At 30.2% G+C, this 25,723-nt stretch carries 24 protein-coding genes; 12 read left to right on the top strand and 12 right to left on the bottom strand.

What is annotated here, in order from left to right; translation table 11 throughout:
• The first annotated feature begins 50 nt into the window (after positions 1-50).
• The 11 genes from ACMFBB_RS15125 to ACMFBB_RS15175 all read left to right on the top strand — a co-directional run bounded on the left by ACMFBB_RS15125 (position 51) and on the right by ACMFBB_RS15175 (position 8,397).
• Positions 51-1,019: a M23 family metallopeptidase gene (locus tag ACMFBB_RS15125; RefSeq protein WP_435261580.1), complete on the top strand. Its 969-nt coding sequence runs from the start codon at positions 51-53 to the stop codon at positions 1,017-1,019.
• A gap of 9 nt (positions 1,020-1,028) precedes the next feature.
• Entirely contained in the window at positions 1,029-1,358 is a 330-nt protein-coding gene (locus ACMFBB_RS15130) for a MerR family transcriptional regulator (RefSeq protein WP_435261581.1), read from the top strand.
• A gap of 11 nt (positions 1,359-1,369) precedes the next feature.
• Positions 1,370-1,966 carry a LemA family protein gene (locus ACMFBB_RS15135; RefSeq protein WP_435261582.1) on the top strand — a complete coding sequence of 199 codons (597 nt, stop codon included), beginning with the start codon at positions 1,370-1,372 and terminating at the stop codon, positions 1,964-1,966.
• A 3-nt stretch (positions 1,967-1,969) separates the two neighbouring features.
• Complete coding sequence (locus tag ACMFBB_RS15140; protein WP_435261583.1) at positions 1,970-2,407, top strand: TPM domain-containing protein; 438 nt, start codon at positions 1,970-1,972, stop codon at positions 2,405-2,407.
• Positions 2,408-3,220 (top strand): TPM domain-containing protein, encoded by an 813-nt coding sequence (locus tag ACMFBB_RS15145; protein WP_435261584.1) that lies wholly within the window; start codon positions 2,408-2,410, stop codon positions 3,218-3,220. It abuts the gene before it with no gap.
• A gap of 176 nt (positions 3,221-3,396) precedes the next feature.
• Positions 3,397-4,413, top strand: coding sequence for a hypothetical protein (locus tag ACMFBB_RS15150; RefSeq protein WP_435261585.1), 1,017 nt, complete (start codon positions 3,397-3,399; stop codon positions 4,411-4,413).
• A gap of 313 nt (positions 4,414-4,726) precedes the next feature.
• The gene (locus ACMFBB_RS15155; RefSeq protein ID WP_435261586.1) at positions 4,727-5,068 is read left to right on the top strand and encodes an AraC family ligand binding domain-containing protein; all 342 of its coding nucleotides are present in this window, start codon (positions 4,727-4,729) and stop codon (positions 5,066-5,068) included.
• 11 nt (positions 5,069-5,079) lie between these two features.
• Complete coding sequence (locus ACMFBB_RS15160) at positions 5,080-5,856, top strand: class I SAM-dependent methyltransferase (protein ID WP_435264319.1); 777 nt, start codon at positions 5,080-5,082, stop codon at positions 5,854-5,856.
• A 55-nt stretch (positions 5,857-5,911) separates the two neighbouring features.
• Positions 5,912-6,520: a PAS domain-containing protein gene (locus ACMFBB_RS15165; RefSeq protein WP_435261587.1), complete on the top strand. Its 609-nt coding sequence runs from the start codon at positions 5,912-5,914 to the stop codon at positions 6,518-6,520.
• 177 nt (positions 6,521-6,697) lie between these two features.
• Entirely contained in the window at positions 6,698-7,441 is a 744-nt protein-coding gene (gene bla, locus ACMFBB_RS15170; protein WP_435261588.1) for a subclass B1 metallo-beta-lactamase, read from the top strand.
• A 95-nt stretch (positions 7,442-7,536) separates the two neighbouring features.
• Positions 7,537-8,397, top strand: a complete 861-nt coding sequence (locus ACMFBB_RS15175) for a hypothetical protein (protein ID WP_435261589.1) — start codon at positions 7,537-7,539, stop codon at positions 8,395-8,397.
• 140 nt (positions 8,398-8,537) lie between these two features.
• On the opposite strand, the gene ACMFBB_RS15180 is transcribed toward ACMFBB_RS15175, so the two are convergent.
• The 9 genes from ACMFBB_RS15180 to msrB all read right to left on the bottom strand — a co-directional run bounded on the left by ACMFBB_RS15180 (position 8,538) and on the right by msrB (position 17,534).
• The gene (locus ACMFBB_RS15180; RefSeq protein ID WP_435261590.1) at positions 8,538-8,912 is read right to left on the bottom strand and encodes a DUF423 domain-containing protein; all 375 of its coding nucleotides are present in this window, start codon (positions 8,910-8,912) and stop codon (positions 8,538-8,540) included.
• An 18-nt stretch (positions 8,913-8,930) separates the two neighbouring features.
• The gene (locus ACMFBB_RS15185) at positions 8,931-12,587 is read right to left on the bottom strand and encodes a metallophosphoesterase (RefSeq protein ID WP_435261591.1); all 3,657 of its coding nucleotides are present in this window, start codon (positions 12,585-12,587) and stop codon (positions 8,931-8,933) included.
• Positions 12,588-12,617: 30 nt separating this feature from the next.
• The gene (locus ACMFBB_RS15190; RefSeq protein WP_435261592.1) at positions 12,618-13,193 is read right to left on the bottom strand and encodes a nucleotidyltransferase family protein; all 576 of its coding nucleotides are present in this window, start codon (positions 13,191-13,193) and stop codon (positions 12,618-12,620) included.
• 2 nt (positions 13,194-13,195) lie between these two features.
• The gene (locus ACMFBB_RS15195; RefSeq protein ID WP_435261593.1) at positions 13,196-14,212 is read right to left on the bottom strand and encodes an XdhC family protein; all 1,017 of its coding nucleotides are present in this window, start codon (positions 14,210-14,212) and stop codon (positions 13,196-13,198) included.
• Positions 14,213-14,245: 33 nt separating this feature from the next.
• Positions 14,246-15,811 carry a protein adenylyltransferase SelO gene (locus tag ACMFBB_RS15200; protein WP_435261594.1) on the bottom strand — a complete coding sequence of 522 codons (1,566 nt, stop codon included), beginning with the start codon at positions 15,809-15,811 and terminating at the stop codon, positions 14,246-14,248.
• 63 nt (positions 15,812-15,874) lie between these two features.
• Positions 15,875-16,216 (bottom strand): cyclic-phosphate processing receiver domain-containing protein, encoded by a 342-nt coding sequence (locus ACMFBB_RS15205; RefSeq protein ID WP_435261595.1) that lies wholly within the window; start codon positions 16,214-16,216, stop codon positions 15,875-15,877.
• A gap of 99 nt (positions 16,217-16,315) precedes the next feature.
• The gene (locus ACMFBB_RS15210; RefSeq protein WP_435261596.1) at positions 16,316-16,558 is read right to left on the bottom strand and encodes a glutaredoxin family protein; all 243 of its coding nucleotides are present in this window, start codon (positions 16,556-16,558) and stop codon (positions 16,316-16,318) included.
• Between the two features lie 3 nt (positions 16,559-16,561).
• On the bottom strand, positions 16,562-17,092 hold the full coding sequence (msrA, locus tag ACMFBB_RS15215; protein WP_435261597.1) for a peptide-methionine (S)-S-oxide reductase MsrA: 531 nt from the start codon (positions 17,090-17,092) through the stop codon (positions 16,562-16,564).
• Positions 17,085-17,534, bottom strand: a complete 450-nt coding sequence (msrB, locus tag ACMFBB_RS15220) for a peptide-methionine (R)-S-oxide reductase MsrB (RefSeq protein ID WP_435261598.1) — start codon at positions 17,532-17,534, stop codon at positions 17,085-17,087. Before msrB ends, msrA begins: the two co-directional genes overlap by 8 nt.
• Before the next feature lie 105 nt (positions 17,535-17,639).
• Between msrB and ACMFBB_RS15225 the strand changes: the two genes are divergently transcribed.
• Positions 17,640-18,845, top strand: coding sequence for a Pycsar system effector family protein (locus tag ACMFBB_RS15225; RefSeq protein ID WP_435261599.1), 1,206 nt, complete (start codon positions 17,640-17,642; stop codon positions 18,843-18,845).
• A gap of 3 nt (positions 18,846-18,848) precedes the next feature.
• Here ACMFBB_RS15225 and ACMFBB_RS15230 read toward each other — a convergent pair whose 3' ends face one another.
• The 3 genes from ACMFBB_RS15230 to der form a co-directional block, all read right to left on the bottom strand.
• Positions 18,849-21,239, bottom strand: a complete 2,391-nt coding sequence (locus ACMFBB_RS15230) for a GAF domain-containing protein (protein ID WP_435261600.1) — start codon at positions 21,237-21,239, stop codon at positions 18,849-18,851.
• Positions 21,240-21,439: 200 nt separating this feature from the next.
• The gene (locus ACMFBB_RS15235; protein WP_435261601.1) at positions 21,440-24,214 is read right to left on the bottom strand and encodes an outer membrane beta-barrel protein; all 2,775 of its coding nucleotides are present in this window, start codon (positions 24,212-24,214) and stop codon (positions 21,440-21,442) included.
• A 179-nt stretch (positions 24,215-24,393) separates the two neighbouring features.
• Entirely contained in the window at positions 24,394-25,701 is a 1,308-nt protein-coding gene (gene der, locus ACMFBB_RS15240) for a ribosome biogenesis GTPase Der (RefSeq protein WP_435261602.1), read from the bottom strand.
• Between the last annotated feature and the right edge of the window lie 22 nt (positions 25,702-25,723).

Genomic DNA, 25,723 nt, shown 5'->3' on the forward strand with positions numbered 1-25,723 from the left:
TTAAATAAAGGAGCTCGTTTAAAGAGCACAAAAATAGTATATTTAGCATTATGGCGAAAGTAAAATATTATTATGATCCAGAGACGTTATCTTACAGAAAAATAGAGAGTAAAACAACGGAGAAATATAAGAAAGCTTTTTTAGTAGTAACGGGAGGGTTATTAATAGCCTTTTTAGGATTTATCGGGTTTAGTCAGTTTTTATTGACACCAAAAGAGAGAGCTCAAAAGAGAGAGCTAGAAAACCTTAAACTACATTATGAGTTACTATCAAAAAGAATGGATGAAACTTCAGGGATTTTAACTGAGTTACAAGAAAGAGATAATAACATATATAGAACATATTTTGAAGCAAGTCCGATTGCAGAAGAACAGAGAAGAGCAGGATTTGGTGGTGTAAACAGGTACAAACATTTAGAAGGTTTTGAAAATAGTAGTATGATCAAAAATGTAACCAAAGAGTTAGATATCTTATCTAAAAAAATGGTGGTTCAGTCAAAATCGTTAGATGAAATAGTAAGTTTAGCCATGGAAAAAGAAAAGATGTTAGCTTCAATCCCTGCAATACAACCTGTAAAAAATGAAGATTTAAAAAGAATGGCATCTGGATATGGTATGCGTTTGCATCCTATTTTAAAATCATGGCGTATGCATAATGGGATGGACTTTACTGCGCCTACTGGAACACCAATTTTTGCTTCAGGAAACGGAAAGGTTGTTAAAGCTCACAGAAGTTCAACTTTTGGAAAAGTAGTATACATAGATCATGGATATGGTTATAAAACAATTTATGCTCACATGAGTAAAATGGTTGCTCAAAAAGGGCAAAGTGTAAAAAGAGGAGATTTAATAGGATATGTTGGTAATACAGGGCGTTCTGCAGCTCCACACTTACATTATGAGGTGCATAAAAATGGACGACCAGTAAATCCTATTTATTTTTACTACGGCGATTTAACACCTGAAGAATTTATAGCAATGCAAAAGGCTTCTCAGCAAAAGGGACAGTCATACGATTAATTTACAAAAATGTACGTAGAGTTACCCGACAAAAGATATTATAAAATTGGTGAAGTTGCTGATGCTTTTGGAGTGAATACTTCCTTGATACGTTTTTGGGAAAAAGAGTTTGATGTAATCAAACCAAAAAAAAATGCGAAAGGGAATAGATTATTTACTAAAGTTGATATTGAAAATTTTAAACTTATTTTTAATTTAGTTAAAGAGAGAGGCTTTACTTTAGAAGGAGCTAAACAAAAGTTAAAGAGAAACCCTGAAAGAGTGGTGAATAATCACGAAATAATTAGTAGATTAGAAACTGTAAAAGCAGAATTAATAAAAATCAAAAATCAATTATAAAATCAAAAATTATGAAAAAATGGTTAGTACCTTTAATTATTGTAGGTGTAATAACGTATGCTTTATATAGTTGGGCTGTAGGGTTTAATAATACAGCAGTTGAGTATCAGGAGAATGCAAAAACTAAATGGTCAAACGTAGAAAGTTCATATCAACGAAGAAATGATTTAATAGGTAACTTAGTAAAAACGGTACAAGGAGCAGCTGATTTTGAAAAATCTACGCTTACTGATGTAATTAATGCGCGTGCTAAGGCTACTTCTGTGAATATAAATGCTGGAGACTTAACTCCAGAAAAGATGGCTCAGTTTCAACAAGCACAACAAGGCTTAACAGGAGCATTGTCTAAATTGCTGGTGTCTGTTGAGCGTTATCCTGATATTAAGGCAAATAAAAACTTTTTAGAATTACAAAGTCAACTAGAAGGTACAGAAAATCGTATCAAAGTTGCTCGCGATCGTTTTAATGAGAGTACTAACATCTATAATAAACATATTAAAAAGTTTCCAGGTTCAATTTTAGCTGGAATTTTTAATTTTGATGAAATGAATCGTTATAAATCTGATGCAGGATCTGAAAAGGCTCCTAATGTAGATTTTAAATTTTAATTGATGTCTAAGGTTGAAAATTTTCTTTCTGTAGAAGAAGAACAGGAAATTGTTTTAGCTATTAGACAGGCTGAATTAAATACTTCTGGAGAAATTAGAGTCCACATAGAAAAAAGCACTCTATTATCTCATTATAATAGAGCCCAAGAAGTGTTTAATAGTTTGAAAATGTTTAATACCCAAGCAGCAAATGCAGTTTTGATTTATGTAGCTGTTGAAGATCATAAATTTGTAATTTATGGAGATAAAGGTATTAACGATGTGGTGTCTGCTAATTTTTGGGATACTACTAAAAATATAATGCAAGAACAATTTAAGAGAGGGGATTTTAAACAAGGTATTATTGAGGGAGTTTTAAAGGCAGGTGAAGAATTGAAAGTACACTTTCCTTGGAAAATTGATGATGAAGATGAGTTGTCTAATGAAATATCAAAAGGCTAAATGAAATTGAAAAAAACAGTATATTTTGTTATTCTTTTTTTAGTTTTTTTTTCATTGCAAACTTTGTTTGCGCAAGGTTTTGAGGTTCCTAAAATTCCTGAAAAACAAACGAGTGTATATGATTATGCTAAGTTGCTTTCCGATACAGAAAAATCAAGGTTAGAAGAAAAATTAATTAAGTATTCAGATACTACTTCTACTCAAATAGTACTGGTTATTATTGATTCAACTAAAGGTGAAGAAATAGGTTATTTAGCTACTAATTGGGCTCATAAATGGGGGATAGGTCAAAAAACAAAAGACAATGGAGTTTTTATATTATTAGCTAAGGATGATAAAAAAATAACCATTAGGTCTGGTTACGGTACCGAACATTTATTGACAGATTATGTTTCACGTCAAATAATTGAATACAATATAATCCCTTATTTTAAAAAGGGAAACTACTATGCAGGATTAGATAGTGGAATTAATTCGATTTTTAAAGTTCTTCAAGGGGAATATAAGGGAGAAAGAAAACAATCTAAGGGCGATTTTGACCCTAGTTTCATTATTTTTATAATTATACTTGTTATCTTTTTCATTATAATATCACGAGGAAATCGAGGAGGCCGAGGCGGTGGAAGAAAATATAAAAGATCAGATTCTACTAGGGGTATTTTCGATACCATTATACTAAGTAATTCAGGAAGAGGAGGTTTTGGAAGCGGAGGCTTTGGAGGTTCTTCTGGTGGAGGATTTAGTGGCGGCGGTTTCGGTGGTGGTTTTGGCGGTGGTGGTTTTGGCGGCGGCGGCGCTACCGGAGGATGGTAGCAAATAAATACTTTTTAATTTTAAAAAATTTACAAAAATAAAAACCACTGATTTTTCAGTGGTTTTTTTATGGAAATAAGAGTTTAGCTTTTAAAATTACCTAATGATAGGTATTTTATTGATAATTTGTTAGTTATAAATTGCAATTTGAAAAAAATCAGTAAAATTTAATAATTATGAAAACAAAAAAAGGAAGTTTAATAATGCTAATCATGTTATTAATGACCGTACAGGTTTTAATGGCTCAGTGTGAAGGAAATCAAATAGTATTAGATGCAATTAAAGAAAAGTATGAATTGAAGTATAAAAACATTGAAAAAGATGCAAAAGAAATTGAAGAGGAGGCGCCAGATCCTGATAACCCAATAGAAGCTTCTGCAAAAGTTGACTTTGATATTGAAATGAAAGAACAACATTTTGCATTAGATTTAGTGTCAGTTACAATGAGAGACAAAAAAATATCTCTTGATTTACCTCAAATAACAATGAAACTTAAATCTATAAAGTTTGATAAGGTGTACACAAAAATGGTTTTAAAAAAAACAGGACAATACCCTCAAATTCATTGCAAGGATACTTGGATAAAAATATTAGGAGGGAAAACTAAGGGGGTGCCAAAATGTAAGACAGTTTGGAAAGACATTTTAACAAAAATTCCAGAGGTACATACTAAAACTGTTGAAGTTAAAACAAAGTTACCACAGTTTAAAATGGATAGAACAGAATTTGTACTTGGCGTTCCTGAATTTAAAATGCTGAGGCAAGATATAAAGATGAACTTACCATCAGTAATAGTAAAAGATGTAAGTGTTCAAACTAGAAATATGGAAAAGAAGACTGAAAACCTACAAAATTATAGTCAAGATTTAGTCGGTGAGCAAAAAAAAGAATTTGCAGAAGCAATTTCTAATAATTATAGCTGTCAAAGAGAAAGTTTAGTTCAAAAAAGAGAGGAACTAACCGATGGTTTTTCTAAATCTATAAAAGAAATTGATTTAAACATTGAACAATTAAAAGACAATGGTTTAAACCCTTCAAACTTAAAATCTGCAGAGGGTGAAACTATTAATTTAGTAGCTTTGAAATATGATTTAACAATTAAAGAAAAAGAAGCACTTGAAACTATTGATAAAGCTATAGAAAATTTAAATTCTAGCGAAAAAGAAACTATCAAAAAGTATTTTACAGAATAAAACTATTATTGCTAGAACTATTAAACTAATAATTTAATTATTAGTTTAATAGTTCTAATATTTAAGAGTGCATTAAGTTTATAAGCACTGCTTCTTCTTCTGACAATTGTACACTGTATATTTCCTGTATCAATGACTGTTTTACCACATTTATTAGACGTATGTTTTAGTATATGTGGCACAAAACAATGATTACTAATTCTTTTTTATAACTATAGCATTCTCTACTATAAAGATTCATGTCAATATGATTTAAATCATAATGCTTTATTTGTAAAAAACATAATTTTGATTCATTCTAAATTACAAAAAAATGAAAGGAACAAATATATACAAAGATGTAGCATACAGTAAAAATAAACCTTTAATAACTGTTTTACTTGAATCCGATTTCACCAAAGAAATTAGGATAGTTATGCATAAGAAAACAGAAATGAAAGAGCACAAAACTTCTTATCCAATAATAATAGAAATTTTGGAAGGAAATATTGTTTTTACGCTAAAGGAAGAAATCAAGTACTTAACAAAAGGAGATTTGATTACATTGAATGGCAATGTTCCACACGGATTAAAAGCAATTGAAAATAGCATCATTCGGCTAACATTGAGTAAGTTTGATAATGAAAAGCGAGTTGAAAAAGTTATTGAAAATTAGAGGTGATGAATATGAGAGACATAACAATTAATAGACGTCAAGGACATTGGATACTTGCAAAAATGGGGAAAAAAGTATTGCGCCCTGGGGGAAAGGAACTTACACTTAAACTTATTAAAAATTTAGAAATAAACACTAATGACGACGTTGTGGAGTTCGCTCCTGGTTTAGGAGTTACAGCTTCCCTAGCATTAAAAGATAGTCCAAAAACTTATACAGGAATAGAACTAAATGAAGAAGCAGCAAGTATTCTTCGTAAAACTTTCATAGGGAAAGATCTAAAAATTATTAAAGGCAATGCAACTAATTCTACTTTAAATGATAATTCGTACAGCAAGGTATATGGAGAAGCAATATTAACAATGCAAAATGACCTTAAAAAGAAGGAAATTATAAAGGAAGCCAACCGGATTCTGAAAAAAGGAGGTTTGTACGGTATTCATGAATTAGCCTTGCAACCTGATACTATTTCTGATGAAAAGAAATCAGAAATACAAAAAGAGTTAGCAAAAGCAATAAAAGTAAATGCAAGACCTCTAACGATTAATGAATGGACTGATTTATTAGAAAAAGAGGGGTTTGAAATTGTAAAAACTGAAACAAGTCCAATGCATTTGCTCGAGCCTAAAAGAATGATAGATGATGAGGGGTTTTTTAGAATGTTAAAAATTGTGTTCAATATATTAACCCACCCAAATGAGCGAAAACGGATTTTGGCTATGCGACAAGTTTTTAGGAAAAATAAAATTTATTTAAAGGCAATAAGCATAGTAGTTAAAAAGAAATAACCTGTAAACAGATTGTTTAACAAACAAAATTATTCCTTAAAAGAAAACAATATAAATGGAAAATGATTTAAGATCTAAAATTTTTCTAGATGAAGAGGTAAAAGTAGCTGAAAATTTAACAATTGTAAGCAAAACAGATACATACGGTACCATAGTTTATATGAATGATGTTTTTGAAAGAATATCAGAATATAATAAGTTAGAGTTAATAGGAGAACCTCATAATATAGTTAGACACCCTGATATGCCTAAAGTGATTTTTAAATTGTTATGGAGTAATTTGAAAATTGGAAAAAACTTTCATGCTATAATTAAAAATGTAACAAGAAGTGGAAGATATTATTGGGTTATAACTGATTTTACTATTAATAAAGATAACCAAGGAAAAACGATAAGTTATACAGGCCGAAGAAAAGCAATTCCTAAAGCAGTTAAAAAGGAAATTGAAATTCTTTATAAAGATTTATTAGACATAGAAAAAATAAAGGGGGAGAAAGCATCTGAAAATTATTTGCAAGGATATTTGCAAGAAGAAATAGGTAAAGAATTTAATGAGTACATAATTGATTTATTTAATAGAGAGTCTAAAATTGATACAAATAATAAAACAAAAAATAAAATAGCAAAAGGACTAAATTGGTTTTTCTTTGGAGATTTTGCCTAGTGTTAAAGATTTTCTCACTTAAGATGAAAATTTATAAGGAGTTAAAAAAAACTACAGTTTTTATAGAGTGTAAATTTATTTTCTTTCGGTAAACTTGAAGTAGAAATTTAAGTATTTCATTTGTTGATTTAAGTAAATTTCACGTCACAATTGTATCTTTGCAAGAAATAAATTTATATGAAAATTTTTCCGCTTGTTACAGGTGTTCTATTATTATTTTTATTAACTATTAGTTGTAAAAAAGAGGCTGATAAATCGAATGAAGTATATTCATCTGAAACCTTAAAAATAAGGAAACTAACAGATAATGTATTTATGCATATTACATATTTAGATACCGAAAGTTGGGGGAAAGTAGCGTGTAATGGTATGTTAGTTATTGATAGTAATGAGGCTGTAGTTTTTGATACTCCCTCTAAAAGCAAAGTAGCTAAAGAGTTTATAAATTGGGTAGAAAACACAAAAAAAGCAACAATAAAAGCAGTAGTTCCTACTCATTTTCATGTAGATTGTTTAGGCAGTTTAAATGCATTTCATGATAAAGAAATACCTTCATACGCTAGTTTAAAAACTATAAAATTTGCTAAAAAACAGGGTGCTATAATACCACAACATGGCTTTCATAATAATTTTGAATTAAAAGTAGGTAAGAATAAAATTGTTTGCGAATTTTTAGGTGAAGGTCATACGAAAGACAATATAGTTGGATATTATTCCAAAGATAAAGTGTTGTTTGGAGGATGTTTAGTGAAAACTCTAAAGGGGAAAAAAGGAAATTTAGCAGATGCGAATGTAAAAGAATGGGCAAACACTGTCGATGCTGTAAAAGAGAAGTATAAAGATGTTAAATGTGTGATACCTGGTCATGGTAAAGAAGGAGGTATTGCATTATTGAATTATACAATTGAATTATTTGAGTAATACTGTTATTGCTAATTATATATAAACTAAGGTTGGTAATGGTAAGTTGAATATGTTTTTTTAAGTACTTTTACTTTAATAATTTATTTCTCAAAATGAAAAAGCCATTCTATTCGTTTGTAAGTATATTTTTAATTTTAAGTTGTACAAATTATGGACGTTTAAAAGTTGTGAGTTCTCTTCCTGATGAACTAAAAGAAGTATCTGGTGTTGAAAAAATAAAAAAATCAGATATTTTATGGATGCATAATGATAGTGGAAATAAAGCTGATGTTTATGGTGTAAATATTTTTGGTGAAATACAACAAACAATTGCATTGACAATAAAAAATAAAGACTGGGAAGATGTTACTTCAGATGAAGAAGGTAATTTATACATTGCTGATTTTGGGAATAACGGTAACAAGCGTAAAAATTTAGTGATTTATAAAATAACTGCAGAAGAACTCACATCTCAAAAAATAGTAACACCAGAAAAAATTAAATTTAAATACTCCAATCAAACCAAATTTCCTCCTAAAAAGAAAAAACGTTTTTTTGATGCCGAATCACTATTGTATTTTAAAGGTGGGTTATATGTTTTTACTAAAAGTCGTGTAAAAGGAGCTTATGGCAAAACAAGTTTATATAAAGTACCAACCACAAAAGGAAAATATACTGCAGAATATATTGATACGTTTGAAAATTGTAATAATAGCATACACTGTTGGGTAACAGCAGCGTGTATATCTCCTGATAAAACAAAAGTAGCCTTGCTAACTCATGATCAAGTATTAGTTTTTACAGATTTTACTGGTGATAATTTTTTCAGTGGAGTAGTTACAGAATATGATTTAGGGTATACTTCACAAAAAGAAGGAGTTACTTTTAAAGATAACAATACACTTTATATCACTGATGAAAAATCTCATGGCTCAGGAGGGAAGTTATATGAGTTTTCTCTTGTTGAAAAATAATGAGAAGTTGATTTAAAATCTGTCATAGCGAGTATACAAAACTATCAAAAAACGTAACTTATTTCTCAGGAATAAATAAAAGGTAGCTTTTTTCTATACATTAATTGTGTTTTTAGATTAAAAGATATTTTACATAAAACTTACAAGTTAATTATTTCAAATAAAAGCATTGCCCAGCCAATAATTAAAAATAATCCACCAAGAGGAGTTATTGGACCTAAAAACCTCATTTTTTTTCCTTTTGCATCTGACAAAACCAGTCCATAAATACTAAAGGAGAAGAGAAAAATACCAGTTATAAAACTCAAACCCAACAAATAGTTTGGGTGTTCAAAATTAAAACCGATTGTAAGTAAAACGATAGCATGATACATTTGATATTTCACACCAGTTTCAAATGACTTTAATTGGTCATCAGTTAAAATTTTCTTTAGGGCATGAGCTCCAAAAGCACCAAAAATAACTGCTAGCATTCCAAAAATAGTTCCAAAAATTAAAATAGTTTGTTGTGTCATAATATATTTAAAAAATGTTTAAAAAGAGAAACCAATACCAAAAGCAACTCTATTTTCATTAGAGTTTCCATGGAAATAAGAAATATTTAAAGTAAACAAATCAATTCCACTTAACCAAATAGAACCTCCATAGCTAGTGTGCCAAATTGAATTTTTAATTTCTCTTGGGCTCCAAACACGTCCGTAATCAAAACCAGCCGAAATACCCATCTTTAAAGGTAAGAATGCAGTTTTAATTTCCCCAAAACGTAAACGTAAATCGTTAGTATGATAAAAGCTTTGAGTTCCAGTAAATCGTTGGCGATTAAAACCACGTAAGTTTCTATCTCCACCTAGGGTAGCTGCTTGGTAAATTTCAAAACGATTACCAATGTTAATATGTGTACCAACTTCAGAAGCAAAAACTAACGAACGGTTTTGTACCAAGTTTTGATAAATAGCTAAAGAAGATTTAATATATCCAAAACGTCTTTCAAAATCATTAATTTTTGATTTGGCTCCAACTGCTAATTCAAAATTCATTCCTTTGGTAGGGAAGCTTACATTATCTACTCTGTTATGTGTAAAACCAAGTTCGCTTCCTATAAAATAATTAGTATTAAAAATATTTATAGCACTCTGATTATGATTTCTAATATTTCTATTTGGTGTGTTTTGTACTCGAATACCTTCTATCGAAGATGCTAATTGCACAGCAAATCCACCTCTAAAACGTTTTAAAAGTGCTGGAGAAAAACTTAATTCACTTTTTTTAATACGATAGTAATCTAAATCAAAATTTTTATTTTTTGTACTGTTGTTACCCCATCCAAAAAAGTTAATAGAATAATTATCACTAGTTGCTTTTGCACGTATTTCTAAGCTCCAATCTCCTATAAATTCTGTAAACTCACCATTATACTCAATATCAAAGCCATTAATAGCTGAAAAATAGTTTGCTGATAAAGAATGTTGGTTTGCAAATGGACGTTTTTTAAACCCTTGTCGTGTATGTGTTAAGGATGCTCCTATGAAAAAACCATCATCTGGATTGCTACCTAAACTTGGAAATACAAGTGTAGTATTGTTTTCTATATCTCGGTGGTTATAAGTATTTCTATGATAATTGTCTGAACGTAAGTCCGCAGTTTCCTTGCTAGCATTTACGGTGTTCTTTTTAGATTTATAATCATATATTTTTGTTTTTTTACTCCAGCCAGCTACAGAAGAAGAATCTGTATAGGTATCATGATCTTGTCCGCCAATTAATCGAATTAAAATACCATTGTTAACCTTTCCTGTTATTGTAAAAGTATCATTACCATTTAATCCATAAATTTGAATTTCGTCAGTTTCTTTAGTAGTAAAAGTGCGTTGGTAAATACTGTTTTTTTTGCGAGTAATAGTTACTTTAGTATCTGTATTATTTATACGTTCAATATTAAACTTGTCTTTTTTGTCAGTTCCTACGATGTATACTATTTTAGCTTGTTTTCTATAATATCTACGAGCAATTTCTTTTAACTTATCTCTTCGTGACTTTATTTTTGCGATAGTTTCTTTTCCATCCAACTCATAAATTTTGGTGGGTAATTTTTTTATAGAGGCTTCAATAATATCATTTGTTAAGTGTTTTTGAATATAGTCTGCCTGAGCCAACCAGTCTTTTAAGGTCAATTCATTTAAAAATTCGGCATCAAAGAAACGAGGGTAATTATTATACCACTTCATGTTTTTAATATCATTTTCAAATGTTTGCATATTTCTAACTAAAGGTACAAACTGTTGAAATAATGGAATCATAACTCCATCAAATTTAGAAAAAGGTTGGTCTCTATCTCTAGGAATTGGACGATAGTAGGTGTTCCCATTAGCTGTTTTAAAAGAAGCCCAACGCCATTGATCTTCATGTCTATCCCAATCGCCAATTACCATATCAAACAAACGTGAACGAATTGCCCATTTTTGATCTACTGAATGTTTTCCATTTTTACGAATCTTTTCTAAAACATCAAAAGTATTTATAATATTGGTTGAATTACCAAAACTATCAACATCGTCTCTATTACCAGCAGGGCGCTCTTCTAATAAATACAGACCGCCACCAAAAATAGTATTGTATTTACCTAATGCCGGTTGTTTAGGCATATAGTATAATTTAGGGTTAGTGTGGTATATATTTACAGCTTTTGCCATATCAGGAATAACAAAAGCAGCATATGGATGCGACATAGTAAAAACATCTTGAACTACGTCTATTAAAAAAGTTCCTTTTAAGATTCCTCCCATAATACGACTACCGTCTTTGTACATAGAACGCAAGACATATTGTTTACCATTAGGGTTTTCAAGTCGAAGTGAATTTGTTTGATTTCCTCCTCCTTGTCTAATAGGTTTTAAACCACCCAAAGTAGTTTCTAATTCTAAGATAGGAACTCGTACTTTTTTACCATACTTTTCACGATGTAAGTCTCCCCACATAAATTTATGAAAAGTACTAACTTTTGTGTCTTCAGAAGGATAAATAGAAGTTTCTATAGTTTTTTTATGAGCATTGTATTCACTATAATCAAAGGTCTGTTGTACTTTTTTAGGAGCTATAATTTCTTTGCTAAATAGTAATTTATTATCGTCAGTAGAGTTAGCAGCGTAATATTCAATTACAGCAGAACCATCTCTATAAAAATTTAATTTGGCATACCCGTGATTACCATACGTAAAAGGAGCATTATAACCAGCTAAAGCAGGTGATTGTTTAGATCCTGAGCCACTCACGACTTGTTTAAAACCATCATTTTCGATGTATTGAAGATTGTGTTCATGACCACCAACAAAAACAATGTTGTTTTTAAAGTCGTCTGCAATAGTTTTTATTTGTTCTATAAAATCTGTATAACTTTTGTTAAAGTTATCAGTTTCAATACCAGCATGTGAACGTAACATATTTTTTAAAGTACCTAAAACAGGTATTGGTTTCATATGGTCTTTAAAAGAAAAACTACCACCATGCGGACCATTGCTATATAATGGGTGATGCATTGCTACGACTACATTTTTGTAACGATTTTTTTTAAACATTCCAGATAGTTCATCTAAAAATCGTTCACGTGTTTTAATATCACAGTTTTCATTAATAGCCGGATGGTTGTTCCAATCAGTAATAAACCATTTACTATCAATAATTATAAGAGTAAGATTATCATTAATAGTAACTTTTTTTAATCCACATCCATTTTCAGGTAAAAAAGAATTTTTACCCAAAGCCTTTTCTATCATTTTTTCTTGACGCTTTAAGCCTTTTAAGCCATTGTACCAATCATGATTACCAGGAGTAAAAATGGTTTTTCCTTTAAAGTTTTTTACAGCATCTATTTGAATTTGTAATCGATGTTCAGCTAATGCTCTTTCAGTAGCTTCTTTTTTAGGCATTCCTATTGGGTAAATATTATCACCTAAAAAAAGAGCTGTACTATTTTTTGTTGCGGTTTGTATATCTTTCTGAAAATACTCTAAAGAAAGTAAATTCTTACCTAAGTCAGCATTACCAGCGTCTCCAATTAAATAAAAAGAGTGAGAAACCTTTTTATTCACTTTAATGGTTTTTGGAGATTTAGTGTTAGCGTATTGTGCTTTATAGGTAGCACAACCAGTTATAATGATAAAAGAAATAAGGTATAGGAAAACTCTAACGTTCATAAGTAGTTTTATTGAGTTACAAAAATACTACTAATTCGTTAGCTTTTTATACTCATCAAGAGTATCAATATCCAACAAATCAAAAGGAGGTGTTTTTATAAGATTTTGTTCTTCATCTTTAAGTAATTCTTTTGCTCCTTTGTCTCCTAATAGCTGGGTTAATTTATAAAAGTATTTTGCAGGGAATATTGCAGGAACTCCAGTTTTATCTCCATAGTTAGAAGCAATTATTTTTGTAGGTTCCTTTTGAGATAAATGATACATTTCATGAATATAAGTTGAAGTAATTTTTGGTTGATCAGCTAAAAGTATCGTTACAAAATCGTATTGTTTATTGAGTATGTATTTAATCCCAGCTACGATGCTTGAACTTAATCCATTTTTATAGTTTGTATTGTGTAATATTTGGATAGGATACTTTTCAATTTCTTTTCTAATAAGATCAAAGTTAGCTCCTAAAATGCAATAAACAGTAGATGTTTTTAAATTTAAAGCTTGTTCTATTGTCCAGCCTAATAAGGTAGTATGTTTATAGGGGAGTACTTGTTTGGGTTTCCCCATTCGAGAAGAACTTCCTGCGGCAAGAATAAGAATAGCATTTTTCATTTTTAAGAATGAATTTTACCGGTTATCTTTTTTAATGAAAAAACTTCTTTTTTTCTTATAACTGATAATATTTCAGCAACAATAGATAATGCAATTTCCTCAGGTGTTACTGCACCAATATTTAATCCAGCAGGTGTGTGAATTTTATCTAAAAAAATATCTGAAATATTAGGAGATAGTTCAAATAATTCATTGAATAGTTTTTCTCTTCTCTTAGCAGCGCCTAATATTCCAATATAACTGGGATTACTTTCCTGTAATTTTATTAAGTATCGTAAATCGTAGGTGAAATTATGATTCATAATAACGATAGCAGTATGCTGATTTACGTGTTTTAATTCAACCAGTTCTGGAGTTTGTGCAATAACTGATTTTGCTCCTGGGAAATCTGATAATTTTTTTGGGTCTTTTACAGAAGTTATAATTTCAACTTCCCAACCTAATACTATAGCTTGTTTACATAACTTTACAGCATCATGTTCTCCTCCAACGATTATTAAACGAAAAAGTGGTTGCATTATTTGAGTAAATACTAAAGATTGGTTATTTACCGTAGGTTTAAAATGATTGGAAAAGTTGAAGAAACTATTGCTAAATTGAATTACTGATCCAAAATGACCTTCAATGTCGTCTTCTTTTTTATAGTGAGCATTGATGCTAAAGGGAACTCTTTTTTCTACAGTAATGGAAAATGCTTTTAAAAATTTAGATGTAAGATTAATGGGTTCTAGTAAAATATATAAAATACCCTCACAACCTAATCGATATCTACCGTCATAAGCTATAACTTTTGGAGTTTTTGTTTTAAAAACAGTTTGAGCTCTTCGTTGGACTTCTTTTTCTACGCAACCGCCACTTACAGCACCTATTATTTTTCCGTCAGAAGAAAGCAACATTTGTACGCCAGGTTTTCTGTAAGAAGAACCATCTAAAGCAACAACAGTAGCCAATATATTTTGGATTCCTTTTTGTTGATTGAGAAATGCTTGTTGAATAATTTCTTTAAACTCGTGCGTCATTAATAGAAAACATTTCTTTAAAAGTACAAATTTTTAGGAACTACAAGAAAGCATTGAGCAACCTACCTTATTACGAGCCCATTCAGGACGTTTAGAAAACCATTTATGATGTTGAGGTTGTTCGCTATACGGTTGTTTTAATAACTGATAAAATTCTTCAATTAAATTGTAATCACCTTTGTTAGCATCATCAATTGCCAGTTGTGCCATATAATTACGTAATACGTATTTAGGATTTACAGTATCCATTTGTTGTTTTCGCTGCTCATTAGTTTGAGTTTCTTGTTGTAATCTTTCGATATATTGAGCGCACCATGTTTCCCAATGTTGTTTTATGTCATCTTTTAATTCTATTGGGGAATAAAAAGCGTCTGTTATTTTTTCAATAGCTTTTGAAAAAGAATCTTCTTTTGAGATGTTTGATAGATTTCTGAAAAAAATAGTCATATCCGTTTCTATCAAATGTAACGTTTCTTCAAGTTTACCAATAAGTTCGGAATCTGTATCGTTATTTTGAATTAAACCTAACTTACTTTTCATCATAGTTTCATATTGCTCTTTAAAAAGAAAATTGTAACCATCTAAAATTTGTTGTAAGGGTTCAGCTTCTTCAATAAGCGGATATAAAGCATTCGCTAGTTTAAATAAATTCCATAATCCAATGTAGGATTGATTTCCAAACCTGTACCGTTTATGTTGAGCGTCTGTTGTATTTGGGGTCCATCCAAAATCAAAACCTTCTAGCCATCCATAAGGTCCATAATCAATTGTTAATCCTAAAATAGACATGTTATCAGTATTCATAACACCGTGAACAAAGCCAACGCGTTGCCAATGTATTATCATCTCGATTGTATTATTTCGAACTTTAGCTAAAAATTCAAGATATTTTTGTTTTCCTGTCGCGGTTATTTCAGGGTAAAAATGTTTGATGGTATAATCTGTTAGTTGTTGTAAAGCTGTATGATTTTGCCTAGCTGAAAGGATTTCAAAGCTTCCAAAACGAATAAAGTTAGGAGCAGCCCGACTAACAATAGCTCCTTTTTCAAAAGCACGATTTCCGTTGTATAATACATCTCGTAAAACTTCATCACCAGATAAACTTAAAGTTAAAGCTCTGGTTGTAGGTACCCCCAAATGATACATTGCTTCACTACATAGATATTCTCGTATGGAAGAACGTAAAACAGCTAATCCATCTGCGGTTCTTGAATACGGAGTTTCACCGGCACCTTTTAACTGAAGCGCCCATCGTTTATTTTTATGAAGTATTTCAAATAAATTAATAGCTCTACCATCACCTAGTTGTCCTGCCCAGTTTCCAAACTGATGTCCCCCATAGCACATCGCATACGGATGTGTATTTTTTAAGACCTTATTTCCTGTAAAAATTTGTAAAAAATTGTCTGTTTTTGAGTCCTCTTTTGTAATTCCTAGCTCAGTTAACATTTCATCAGAAACATGAACTAACGATGGGTTCGTAGTTTTTTTAGGAGTTACATAGGAAAAGCAAGCGTCTACTACTTGTCTTCGGCTGTTTTCTAGATTTTTATCAGAAGGAAGTTCGTTAGTAAAAGTGTTATCTAGGTTTAATTGCATAGCGTTATATACTAAATACTTTTTAGGTTTATTGACAAAGTTACTAAATAACAAATAGATATTTTACGGGGTTAATTTGTTTAAAAAATTAATATAATTTGTTAAAAGACCTCTTATTTGTTCCGCAGCTACAGGGTTTGCTGAGTGAACTTTAAATTGTAGGTTTGTTAAATTTAATCCAGAGTCATAGACAAGCCATTTAGCTGCTGCTAAGCCATCTGGAGCGATTTTTCCATTAGAGTCAAGGCCAAGGTCATTATCAAAACTAATAAAGTTAGGTAGTCCATTAACAGTAATATAGGTTACAAAATCTTCATAGGTTCTAACAATATCAAATTCACATTCCACAGATTTATTATACACCATTTCAATGGTTCTGATATCGTCAAGAAATAGTTTTTTCATAACTTAAATTCTAATTTGAGGTTGATGTTTTTGATTTTTATGAAGGTCAACTAAATTAGTGAAATAAAAAAAGAGAACCCTTATTTGTTTTTTGAGCGTTTATGTAAGTTTATCAATCCATTTATTTAGTTCTTCATCTGATGGGTTTCTGAGTTTTTTTTCTCCAATTGTAATAGTGGGGAAATTCAATTTTTGGTTTTCATATAATTTACGGAGCTCTTCAGCATGTTTACTATTTTTTTCAACATCTAAAAAAATAAACTCAATATCCTTACTAAGAAAAAATTCTTGGTAATATTTTGTTTTATGGCACCTTTGAGCTCCGTATAATTTAACAATCATTGCTTATTTTAATTTATCAGCATATAGTTTTCTAAGTCTACTTAACTTAGGAGTGATTACAAAATTACAATACCCTTGTTGTCTATTTTGATTGTAGTAATCTTGATGATCTTCAGTAGCTTCATAAAAAGTAGGAATTTCACTAATTTCTGTAACTATAGTTTCTTCAAAATAAGTTTGCAATTGCTGTATCACTTCAGTGGCTATTTCTTTTTGTTCTGAGTTATGATAAAAAATAACAGATCGATACTGAGTTCCCACATCGGCTCCTTGTCTATTTAAAGATGTAGGGTCATGAGTAGTCATAAAAATAGTGATGATCTCTGCATATGATATTATTGCCGGATCAAACATAAACTGAATAACTTCGGCATGCCCTGTTAAGCCAGAGCAAATTTCTCTATAGGTTGGTTTTCCTGGAGCAGTACCTCCAGCATATCCAGAAACTACTTTCTCTACGCCTTTTATTTTTTGAAAAATAGCTTCGGTACACCAGAAACATCCACCTCCTAATGTTGCTAACTGTTTAGTCATTATTTTCTAATTTAATACTTAATGAGTTTACACAATAACGTAATCCACTAGGTTCTGGCCCGTCAGGAAAAACATGTCCTAAGTGGGCATCACATGTGTTGCATAAAATTTCTACCCGTATCATGCCAAGCGTAGTGTCTTTATGATATTTAACTGCATTTTCTTGTACAGGTTGAGTGAAGCTTGGCCACCCTGAGCTTGAGTCAAATTTTATACTAGAGTCAAACAAAGGAGAATTACAGCAAGTACAATTGTATTTACCTTCAGTAAAAGACGAGCAAAATTCTCCGCTAAAAGGGCGTTCGGTTCCTTTTAAACGCGTTATAGTATATTCTTCAGGAGATAATAATTCTTTCCATTCTTCATTTGTTTTTTCTATTCTTTTAGTTGGAATAGGATTTCCGTTTGTGGTGAAACTGATAATGTTTTTCCAAGTAAGCATATTTTATGTTTTAAGGTATTTAATAGTCGATATAGGAGCTAGTTCCTTACAATTATTTATTGTGCCAAAGTTTGGTTATTTTTACATTCTAAAAGTAGCAAATTCATGAGTAATTTATTAGAAAAAGTAGAAAGTTATGTGATAAATTTTTTAAACACTGGTTTAAAAAAGAAATTTGTATATCACAATATAGCTCATACACAACGTGTGGTAGAGAAGTCAAAAGAGTTGGCTGCTTTAGAGTTACTTAATGAAAAAGATACAGAAATAGTTCTTGTTGCAGCTTGGTTTCATGATACAGGGTATACAGTAGGTCTAAATAACCATGAAGAAGAAAGTGTAAAAATAGCCTCTGAATTTTTAAAGAAAGAAGGAAGCGAGGAAATAATAGATGAGGTTACTCGTATTATTTTAGCAACAAAAATGGAAGCAGTACCTCTTAGTATACTCGAAAAAATAGTAAAAGATGCTGATTGTTCTCACCTAGGTAGTAAGAATTATGATGAGTTTTCTGAATTACTTCGAAAAGAATTAGAATTAACAAAAGGATTAGAGTTTACAGATGTTGATTGGATAACTAACAATATTAAATTTTTGACTCAAGATCATAAATATTATTCAGTTAAAGCGATTCAAATTTGGGAAAAACAGAAAGGTAAAAACTTAGCACAACTGTTAAAGGGGTTGAAGAAAACCAAGCAAGAGCTAGTGAAAGTTAAACAAAAAAAAGAAGAGTTAACCCTAAAAAAAAATAAAATAGATTTACCTGAACGAGGTATTGAAACAATGTTTAGAGTAGCACTAAGAAATCATATTACGTTAAGTGATATTGCTGATACGAAAGCTAATATTTTATTATCGGTAAATGCTATTATTATTTCCATGACATTGTCTACTTTGATTCCTAAATTAGATAATCCATCAAATAGTTACTTATTAGTACCATCTATTGTTTTTATAATTTTCACAGTAATTTCAATTATTCTATCTATTCTTGCAACACGACCTAATGTTACTGAAGGTAAGTTTTCTAAGGAAGATGTAGCGAACAAAAAAGTAAATTTAATATTTTTTGGTAATTTTCATAAAATGAGTTTGCCCGAATTTGAATGGGCAATGGATGAGATGTTGAAAGATCGAGATTATTTATATGGGTCACTTACTAAAGATTTATATTTTTTAGGTTTAGTACTAAATAGAAAATACAGTATATTAAGAACAACATATACGGTATTTATGATTGGGATTATTGTAAGTGTAGTAGCTTTTGCAATAGCTTTTTATCTGCAAAGTGGCTCTACCCAATTGTAAATACTATTGTTTATAATCGTGTAAAAGCTGATCTATAGTTATTGTTTTTTCTGAAGTGAAATCATTTTGATAAATTACCTCAACTCGAATAGCTTTTAAGCCAGATACTCCTTGAAGGTCTTCTAATTCTAGTTCTTCTAGGGCTCCAAGTTGATTTTTCGATTGTAGATATTTTATGTATTTAAGGTATTCTCTAGCATCTTTATCTTGTGAGTAAACGATAGCTATTTTACCAGGTACAGTTAACCTGTTATTAGTGTTTTTTATATGAGCCTTGTCAATTCGTTTTTTTATTATTTCATAACGAATATTATAAGCACCGTCAACATCAAATTGTTTTTCATCCATTCTAAACTTTATAGCTAACGAATTATTGTGAACTAAAATTAATGAAGCAACTTCTAAATCATGCGTCAATGTTTTTCTCGTTATGTTAGCAAGGTTTTCCATTTCACACATAGTTTGTAGTTGCCATAACCTAAGGTTGTACAGATAAAGTTTGTCAAACTTTTTTTGTTTTGTTAATGCTTGCCCAATGTACATATTGTATTCAACACCGTCAGTTTTATAACGTTCAAAATAGTGAGGGAACATTTTTTGAGCTTCTTCTTGTTTGGTGTCAATAAACGTTGCTAGTTTATCATTAAGTTTTGTAACACTTTGTTCATACGCTTTTCGTTTATCATATACAACATGAAGGTTATTATCTAAACTACTTGTATAGGTTTTTACAAGCTCACTAAGTTGAACGTTAATTTCTTTTACATGGTTAAAAACTGGATAAATATCTTTTTTAAGAAAATCTAAAATTCCTATTTCATCACCAGCTTTTAACCCCTTTTTTACCTCTTCTAGGTATTCTTTTACCCTAAATGTTAACTCATCGTATATAGGCAGGTTTTCAGAAGAACAAGCTTTATTTAATACGTTTATGGCTAGTGTTAACTGAGTTGTTAAGTCTTCTTTAATTGCTGTGTTTCTAGCTATAGAAGAACCTTTAACATCTATTTGTCCGTATAAAGGATATACGTTTTCAAAAACAATTTGTTCAATTTTAGCTTCTTCTTGCTTAGTGAATAAGACATTTTGATATTTTTCGGCAGCTTCATAAAATCTCCATTTTACAGAAGGATGAATTGAAGTATAATGTTCCTGAATGGTAGCTTCTAAAGTATTTAAAAATTCTTCAGAGTTTCTTTCAGCTGCTGCTTTAAAAACAGGAATTATATCTTTTAATTTTTGTTTATTTACTGAATTTAATTCATAAGGTCTTGGTGAAGCAATTTCAAGTAAAACAAGATCTCTATTGGTAGATGTTTTTATTGGAATTAGAATAATACTTCCTATATTTTTTTCTTTTAGTTTTTGGTAAAAATTACTTTCACCTGACTTCATTCCGTATTGTTCAATATCAGAAATTACTATTTCTTCATTTTTATTGAAAATTTTAGAGATTACATAATCACAAAAAAAATCTTTGCAAGTTATTACGGTTCCATTTTCAATTAAAATACTTTCAGAAATTTTTACTCTAGGAGGTTCTACTTCAATATTACTTACATCATAGACTGAAAATCCTACTTTTAAATCTTTAATGGTGTAAAACTCACCCAGATTTTTTTGTAATCTTTCCACAATACTTCCATCATCTTTTTGAAGTAAGTTGGTTCTAATAGAACTTAATGTTTCGTCGGCAGTTACATCAAATAAATTCATAATACCAAAACCTTTGAAAATATATGAATTAGGAGGGAATTTTTCTCTCCAAATATGAATATTATCAAAATTGTCTAATAATATTTTGATGTCTTCTTCTGTTATTTCGGGAGCATTTTTAGAGGGATAAATCTCCATGAAATCTCCATTAAAAGCTACACGATAATGTTTAGTTACTCCCATTTTTTTGTCAGGGATATCAAAAAAGAATGGTCTTTTTAAATCTACAGGATAATTATATACGGTTCCTAAGATAAGTGTACACGCATAGATGTACATTACATCGTCTTCGAAATTTCGAACTTTTAATTCGTAGTTGTCACCAGCATTGTCTAATATATCTTTAAATCGTTTGGTATATTTAAAAGTGGTAAAAGAAAAAGGAACAGTAGCTAATTTAATTTCGTTACTTGATAATATTTCAGGAAATAGAGCGTCTAAAAGGTGATTAATTGTGTTTTCATGCTTTTTTAAGAGAGAAAAATCGGTGAAGCCATTAATTAACTCAGGAGTTTCTTCTATTTTTTGAGTCATTATTTTGGCAGATTCATGAAAGGGATGATGCTTAGATGTTATATCTGCGTATTTTTGAAATATCTCAAAAACCTTTTTAAAACTAATATTTAGTTCTAAAGGAAGATCTATGTCTTTGAGGTCCTTAATACTTCTAATTTCCATGGTGGGTGAATTTCTTTTTGCTAATTTACAAAATAGTAATGGGATAGTCGTTTTTTGATAACATAGCTTGCAACAAAAAGGAATTTTATTAAAAAAGCCATTATATTTCATAATGGCTTTTTTTTGATTTTGTGTTCCGTTCTAAATTAAGATGATTTTGTGTCAACCTATTTTTGGACGACTCAGCTTTTTTAAACTTTTTAAAAACTATAATTGTAGTCTTTAATTTTTCCTTTTTTGCCTAAACTATTAAATTTCCAGCTAAAACCTAACAAAAAATATTGTTGAAGTACAGTACTCTCAGAGTCTTCTATATAGTTTGAATTAGAGGTTCTCCTAACATTGTTATTTTGATTTAATAAATCATAGGCTTTTAAGGTTATAGTTCCTTTGTCTTTCATTAGGGAGTATGCTAATGTAGAGTTCCAAAACCAAGCTGATTTGTTAAATCCTACTACATTAGGATTGTAATTATACCTAATATCATTTCTCCACTCAAGTTTTTTTGGAAAATTTGTTTTTGTCCTAATGTTTAGATTGTGTCTTGTAAAGTTTAAATTGTTAAAGTTATCAATATCAAATGTTGTTTTTGATAGCGATATTGTGTATCTAGGCTCAATACTTATTATTTTATTCCACTCAAAAGTAAAAGTAATGTTTGGTTGAATTGAAGTTGTAGTTGATTTGTATTGAATATCATTAAAGAAGTTTACATTTCTATTTCCATTAAAATAAGTACCAAGCCTTAGTTTGATAGTAGAAATAGAATCTAACTTTATTTGTTTGCTATATGAACCACCGCCCCAAATGTTATATGCACCATTTACATTTTCATAAGTTGTATTTCTAACAAAATTTGCATCAATAGTACTCTTAGAAACTACTTGATTGTTTACCAAATCACCGCCGAAATAGATAAATAATCCTGTTCTTTGTTGCCAATTGTATTTATTAAAGTTAAAATACATTCTGTGTCTTTTTATTGGTTTCAGTGATGGGTTACCTGTGACAATATTTAGGGGGTTGCTGACATCTTTAAAAGGTTGCAATTGACGAATTGAAGGAGCATCGTTTTCCAAATTATAATTAAGATAGATTGATGCTTTTGAGTCAAAACGATATATAAATGTACTTTTAACTTTTAAAGCGTTAAAATCTTTTTTTAAGTTTAAATTAGGTCTTAATTTATCAGTATTTTCTAATGTTCTGTTTACATACCCAGCTTCAAAGTCAAAACGCCATTTTTTTACTTTATAGGCTATACCCAAAGAAGGAGTTTTGGTAATGTCATTAGATTTAAAATTAGAACTTAAATCTGTGTCGAAGTTGGAATATTGATTAGTTGTACTATTAAAATTAAAAGTATTATTAATATTTTCACGTTCATTTTTTCTGTAACGATATTCGAAGTCTAAAAATAGTTTTTTTGAAATTAATGCATATCGATAACTTACACTTGTTCTGTAGCTGTTCAAATTGTTTGTAATATCACTAAATTGGTTTCTATCTTCAACAGATGGAGAGCTACCAAAAATTTCTGTTTTTGAAATGTTGAAGTTTTCTGTAGTCGCTTTATCAATTTGGTTAGTGATAGAAGCTTTAATAAAAGAGCCTTTACTGTTTAATCGTTTAGTAATATCAATATCATTTTCAAAGTTGTTTGCATTTGATATAGACCTTGAATTTATAGAAGATTTATTGGTTAGTATTTGGTTGTTATCAAAAGATTGTTGAAGGCTGTTATAAGTACCTTCTCTATCATTTTTTATAAACCTTGGAGCTATATTGATTAAAAATGTTGAGTCGATTTCTATATCAAATTCAGCATCTATGTTATGATTGTCATTTTCATCAAACGTAGAAGAGTTTGTGCTAGAGAAATATCGACTCCCATCAGGTAATATGTTTTCTCTATTTCTTTTAGAATCATTATTAGAAGAACTCCCAGAATAAAAATAATTTAGGTTTACATCCAATCCTTTTTTGTAAGTGTCAGCATAGGTAGCTCCTGCGGTTTTAGATTTAACAATTCCTTGTCCTCCTCCAAAACGTCTTCCGTTTACACTGAAAGACCCATTACTACTGTACCATGTGTTACCTCCTCCAAACATTTTTTGAATTTCTCCAAAACTAAATCCAGGTGAATTAATATTATTTGCACTGGCTAATACACTTACTCTTCTATCATTATTGAAACGGTTAATCATAGTAGCACCTTCATAACGACTATCAGTTCCTGCCCCTGCTGTAATTCTACCAAACCACCCTTTATTATTTTCCTTTTTTATGGTAAGGTTAATTGTTTTATTATTCGCATCTCCTTTACCACCACTAAAAGCGTCTGATTTTGATTTAGTATCAGTAATTTGAACTTTTTCTATAATTTCCTTTGTTAAGTTTTTAGTAGTAATTGTAGGGTCATTTCCAAAAAAAGGTTTTCCATTTACTAATATTTTATTAACAGGTTTTCCGTTTACAGTAATTTTACCAGCTTCATCTACTTCAACACCAGGAAGTTTTTTTAATAAATCTTCCACGTTAGCATCTTTTTTTGTTTTGAAAGATTTTACATTAAATTCTAAAGTGTCTTTTTTAACTGTAATAGGAGCTCTTGATTTTATTACTACCTCATTAAGAAGAGTTCCTTCTTCATCTAAAGAGATATTACCAAGGTTATAAAGTGATTTTTTGTCAAGGGAGATTAATTTAGAGTAATCTTTCATCCCAACAAATGATACAAACAGTTTTAGGTTTTTATGAAATGATTTTCCTTCTAGAGAGAAAACACCCTTGTCATCAGAAATAGTATAGGAAACAACGCTACTGTCTTTGATTTTTTCTAGATGAACAGTAGCAGCTTCAATAGCCTGTTTTTCCTTTTTTGTTTGTATTTTTCCCGTTATTTTAAAAGGATATGACTGAGAAAAAATTTGTATAGACCAAAATAATACAAAAAAAATAAATAGTTTTTTCATGTGTATGAAATGTTAGTTTAGACATAAAAACGAAAAAAAACTACCGATGTTTCATTAATTGTAAAACATAGTAACCTTGCAACGGATTTTTTGTCTTCTTTGTTAATTTGATTTAAAGACCCAAAAATCAGCATAAGGTTACATATGTAAGAGTTAAAATATGTTAATGTTTGTTAAGCTTATTTTTGTCTAAAATAGATACTTATAGGTACGCCAGTATAATTGTAATATTCACGAAGTTGATTCTCTATATAGCGTCTATACGGGTCTCTAATGTATTGAGGTAAGTTAGCAAAGAAAGCAAATTGAGGTGTATGCGTAGGTAACTGCATGCAATATTTAATTTTGATATATTTACCTTTAGTCGCTGGAGGAGGGTTATGTTGCATTATTTCTAGCATCGTTTCATTTAATTTACTAGTTTGAATACGACGCTTTCTATTTTCAAAAACTTCAACAGCAGTTTCAATAGCTTTGAATATACGTTGCTTTGTAAGTACAGAGGTAAATATAATTGGTACATCGGTAAAGGGAGCAATTTTTTTACGTATTTGCGCTTCAAAATCACGCATGGTATTAGTTTGTTTTTCAACTAAATCCCATTTATTAACCAAAATAACAATTCCCTTTCTGTTTTTTTCAGCTAACCAGAATATTTTTTCATCTTGACCCTCAAAATCTCTTGTTGCATCAATCACAAGAACAGCAACATCACAATGTTCAATGGCTCTTACTGCTCTCATTACAGAATAGAATTCTAAATCTTCTTTTACTTTTGATTTTTTTCTAATACCAGCCGTATCTACAAGGTTAAATTCAAAACCAAATCTGTTGTATTTTGTATCTATAGAATCTCTGGTTGTACCTGCAATATTGGTAACAATGTTTCTGTCTTCTCCAATTAGAGCATTGATAAACGATGATTTACCAGCATTAGGTCTTCCAACTATAGCAAAACGAGGTAATTCACTCTCTTCTTCTTCGTTTTCTGGCTCAGGAATAGCTTCAACTACAGCATCTAACAATTCTCCAGTACCACTTCCATTTATAGAGGAAATAGTATAATAATCACCTAATCCAAGATTATAGAATTCTACAGCATCAGCATCCCTCATGGCGTTATCTACTTTGTTAACAGCCATAAAAAGAGGCTTTTTAACTTGTCGTAATATTTTGGCAACAGCATCATCCATAGGAGTAATTCCTTGTTCTACATCTACCACAAATATTATAATATCAGCTTCATCAATAGCCAATTGTACTTGTTTTCTAATTTCACCTTCAAAGATATCATCAGATCCAACTACATATCCTCCTGTATCAATGACAGAAAATTCTTTACCGTTCCATTCTGATTTTCCATAGTGTCTGTCTCTTGTAACACCACTTACAGAATCAACTATTGCTTCTCTACGTTGAACTAAACGGTTAAATAAGGTAGATTTACCCACGTTTGGTCTTCCAACTATTGCTATAATATTACTCATTTTGCAAAGGTAGTGTTTCTAT

It is taken from the genome of Tenacibaculum sp. nBUS_03 (genome assembly GCF_051201695.1).
In the GTDB taxonomy this organism is placed as follows: Bacteria; Bacteroidota; Bacteroidia; order Flavobacteriales; family Flavobacteriaceae; genus Polaribacter.

Bases quoted from the DNA above. Each gene is read 5' to 3' on its own strand.
- ACMFBB_RS15235 (WP_435261601.1), bottom strand. From the start codon at position 24,214: ATGAAAAAACTATTTATTTTTTTTGTATTATTTTGGTCTATACAAATT.
- ACMFBB_RS15125 (WP_435261580.1), top strand. From the start codon at position 51: ATGGCGAAAGTAAAATATTATTATGATCCAGAGACGTTATCTTACAGA.
- bla (WP_435261588.1), top strand. From the start codon at position 6,698: ATGAAAATTTTTCCGCTTGTTACAGGTGTTCTATTATTATTTTTATTA.
- ACMFBB_RS15205 (WP_435261595.1), bottom strand. From the start codon at position 16,216: ATGAAAAAACTATTTCTTGACGATATCAGAACCATTGAAATGGTGTAT.
- ACMFBB_RS15230 (WP_435261600.1), bottom strand. From the start codon at position 21,239: ATGGAAATTAGAAGTATTAAGGACCTCAAAGACATAGATCTTCCTTTA.
- ACMFBB_RS15180 (WP_435261590.1), bottom strand. From the start codon at position 8,912: ATGACACAACAAACTATTTTAATTTTTGGAACTATTTTTGGAATGCTA.
- ACMFBB_RS15150 (WP_435261585.1), top strand. From the start codon at position 3,397: ATGAAAACAAAAAAAGGAAGTTTAATAATGCTAATCATGTTATTAATG.
- msrB (WP_435261598.1), bottom strand. From the start codon at position 17,534: ATGCTTACTTGGAAAAACATTATCAGTTTCACCACAAACGGAAATCCT.
- ACMFBB_RS15145 (WP_435261584.1), top strand. From the start codon at position 2,408: ATGAAATTGAAAAAAACAGTATATTTTGTTATTCTTTTTTTAGTTTTT.
- ACMFBB_RS15195 (WP_435261593.1), bottom strand. From the start codon at position 14,212: ATGACGCACGAGTTTAAAGAAATTATTCAACAAGCATTTCTCAATCAA.
- ACMFBB_RS15190 (WP_435261592.1), bottom strand. From the start codon at position 13,193: ATGAAAAATGCTATTCTTATTCTTGCCGCAGGAAGTTCTTCTCGAATG.
- ACMFBB_RS15225 (WP_435261599.1), top strand. From the start codon at position 17,640: ATGAGTAATTTATTAGAAAAAGTAGAAAGTTATGTGATAAATTTTTTA.
- ACMFBB_RS15165 (WP_435261587.1), top strand. From the start codon at position 5,912: ATGGAAAATGATTTAAGATCTAAAATTTTTCTAGATGAAGAGGTAAAA.
- ACMFBB_RS15135 (WP_435261582.1), top strand. From the start codon at position 1,370: ATGAAAAAATGGTTAGTACCTTTAATTATTGTAGGTGTAATAACGTAT.
- ACMFBB_RS15200 (WP_435261594.1), bottom strand. From the start codon at position 15,811: ATGCAATTAAACCTAGATAACACTTTTACTAACGAACTTCCTTCTGAT.
- ACMFBB_RS15175 (WP_435261589.1), top strand. From the start codon at position 7,537: ATGAAAAAGCCATTCTATTCGTTTGTAAGTATATTTTTAATTTTAAGT.
- ACMFBB_RS15130 (WP_435261581.1), top strand. From the start codon at position 1,029: ATGTACGTAGAGTTACCCGACAAAAGATATTATAAAATTGGTGAAGTT.
- ACMFBB_RS15140 (WP_435261583.1), top strand. From the start codon at position 1,970: ATGTCTAAGGTTGAAAATTTTCTTTCTGTAGAAGAAGAACAGGAAATT.
- ACMFBB_RS15155 (WP_435261586.1), top strand. From the start codon at position 4,727: ATGAAAGGAACAAATATATACAAAGATGTAGCATACAGTAAAAATAAA.
- der (WP_435261602.1), bottom strand. From the start codon at position 25,701: ATGAGTAATATTATAGCAATAGTTGGAAGACCAAACGTGGGTAAATCT.
- ACMFBB_RS15185 (WP_435261591.1), bottom strand. From the start codon at position 12,587: ATGAACGTTAGAGTTTTCCTATACCTTATTTCTTTTATCATTATAACT.
- ACMFBB_RS15160 (WP_435264319.1), top strand. From the start codon at position 5,080: ATGAGAGACATAACAATTAATAGACGTCAAGGACATTGGATACTTGCA.
- msrA (WP_435261597.1), bottom strand. From the start codon at position 17,092: ATGACTAAACAGTTAGCAACATTAGGAGGTGGATGTTTCTGGTGTACC.
- ACMFBB_RS15210 (WP_435261596.1), bottom strand. From the start codon at position 16,558: ATGATTGTTAAATTATACGGAGCTCAAAGGTGCCATAAAACAAAATAT.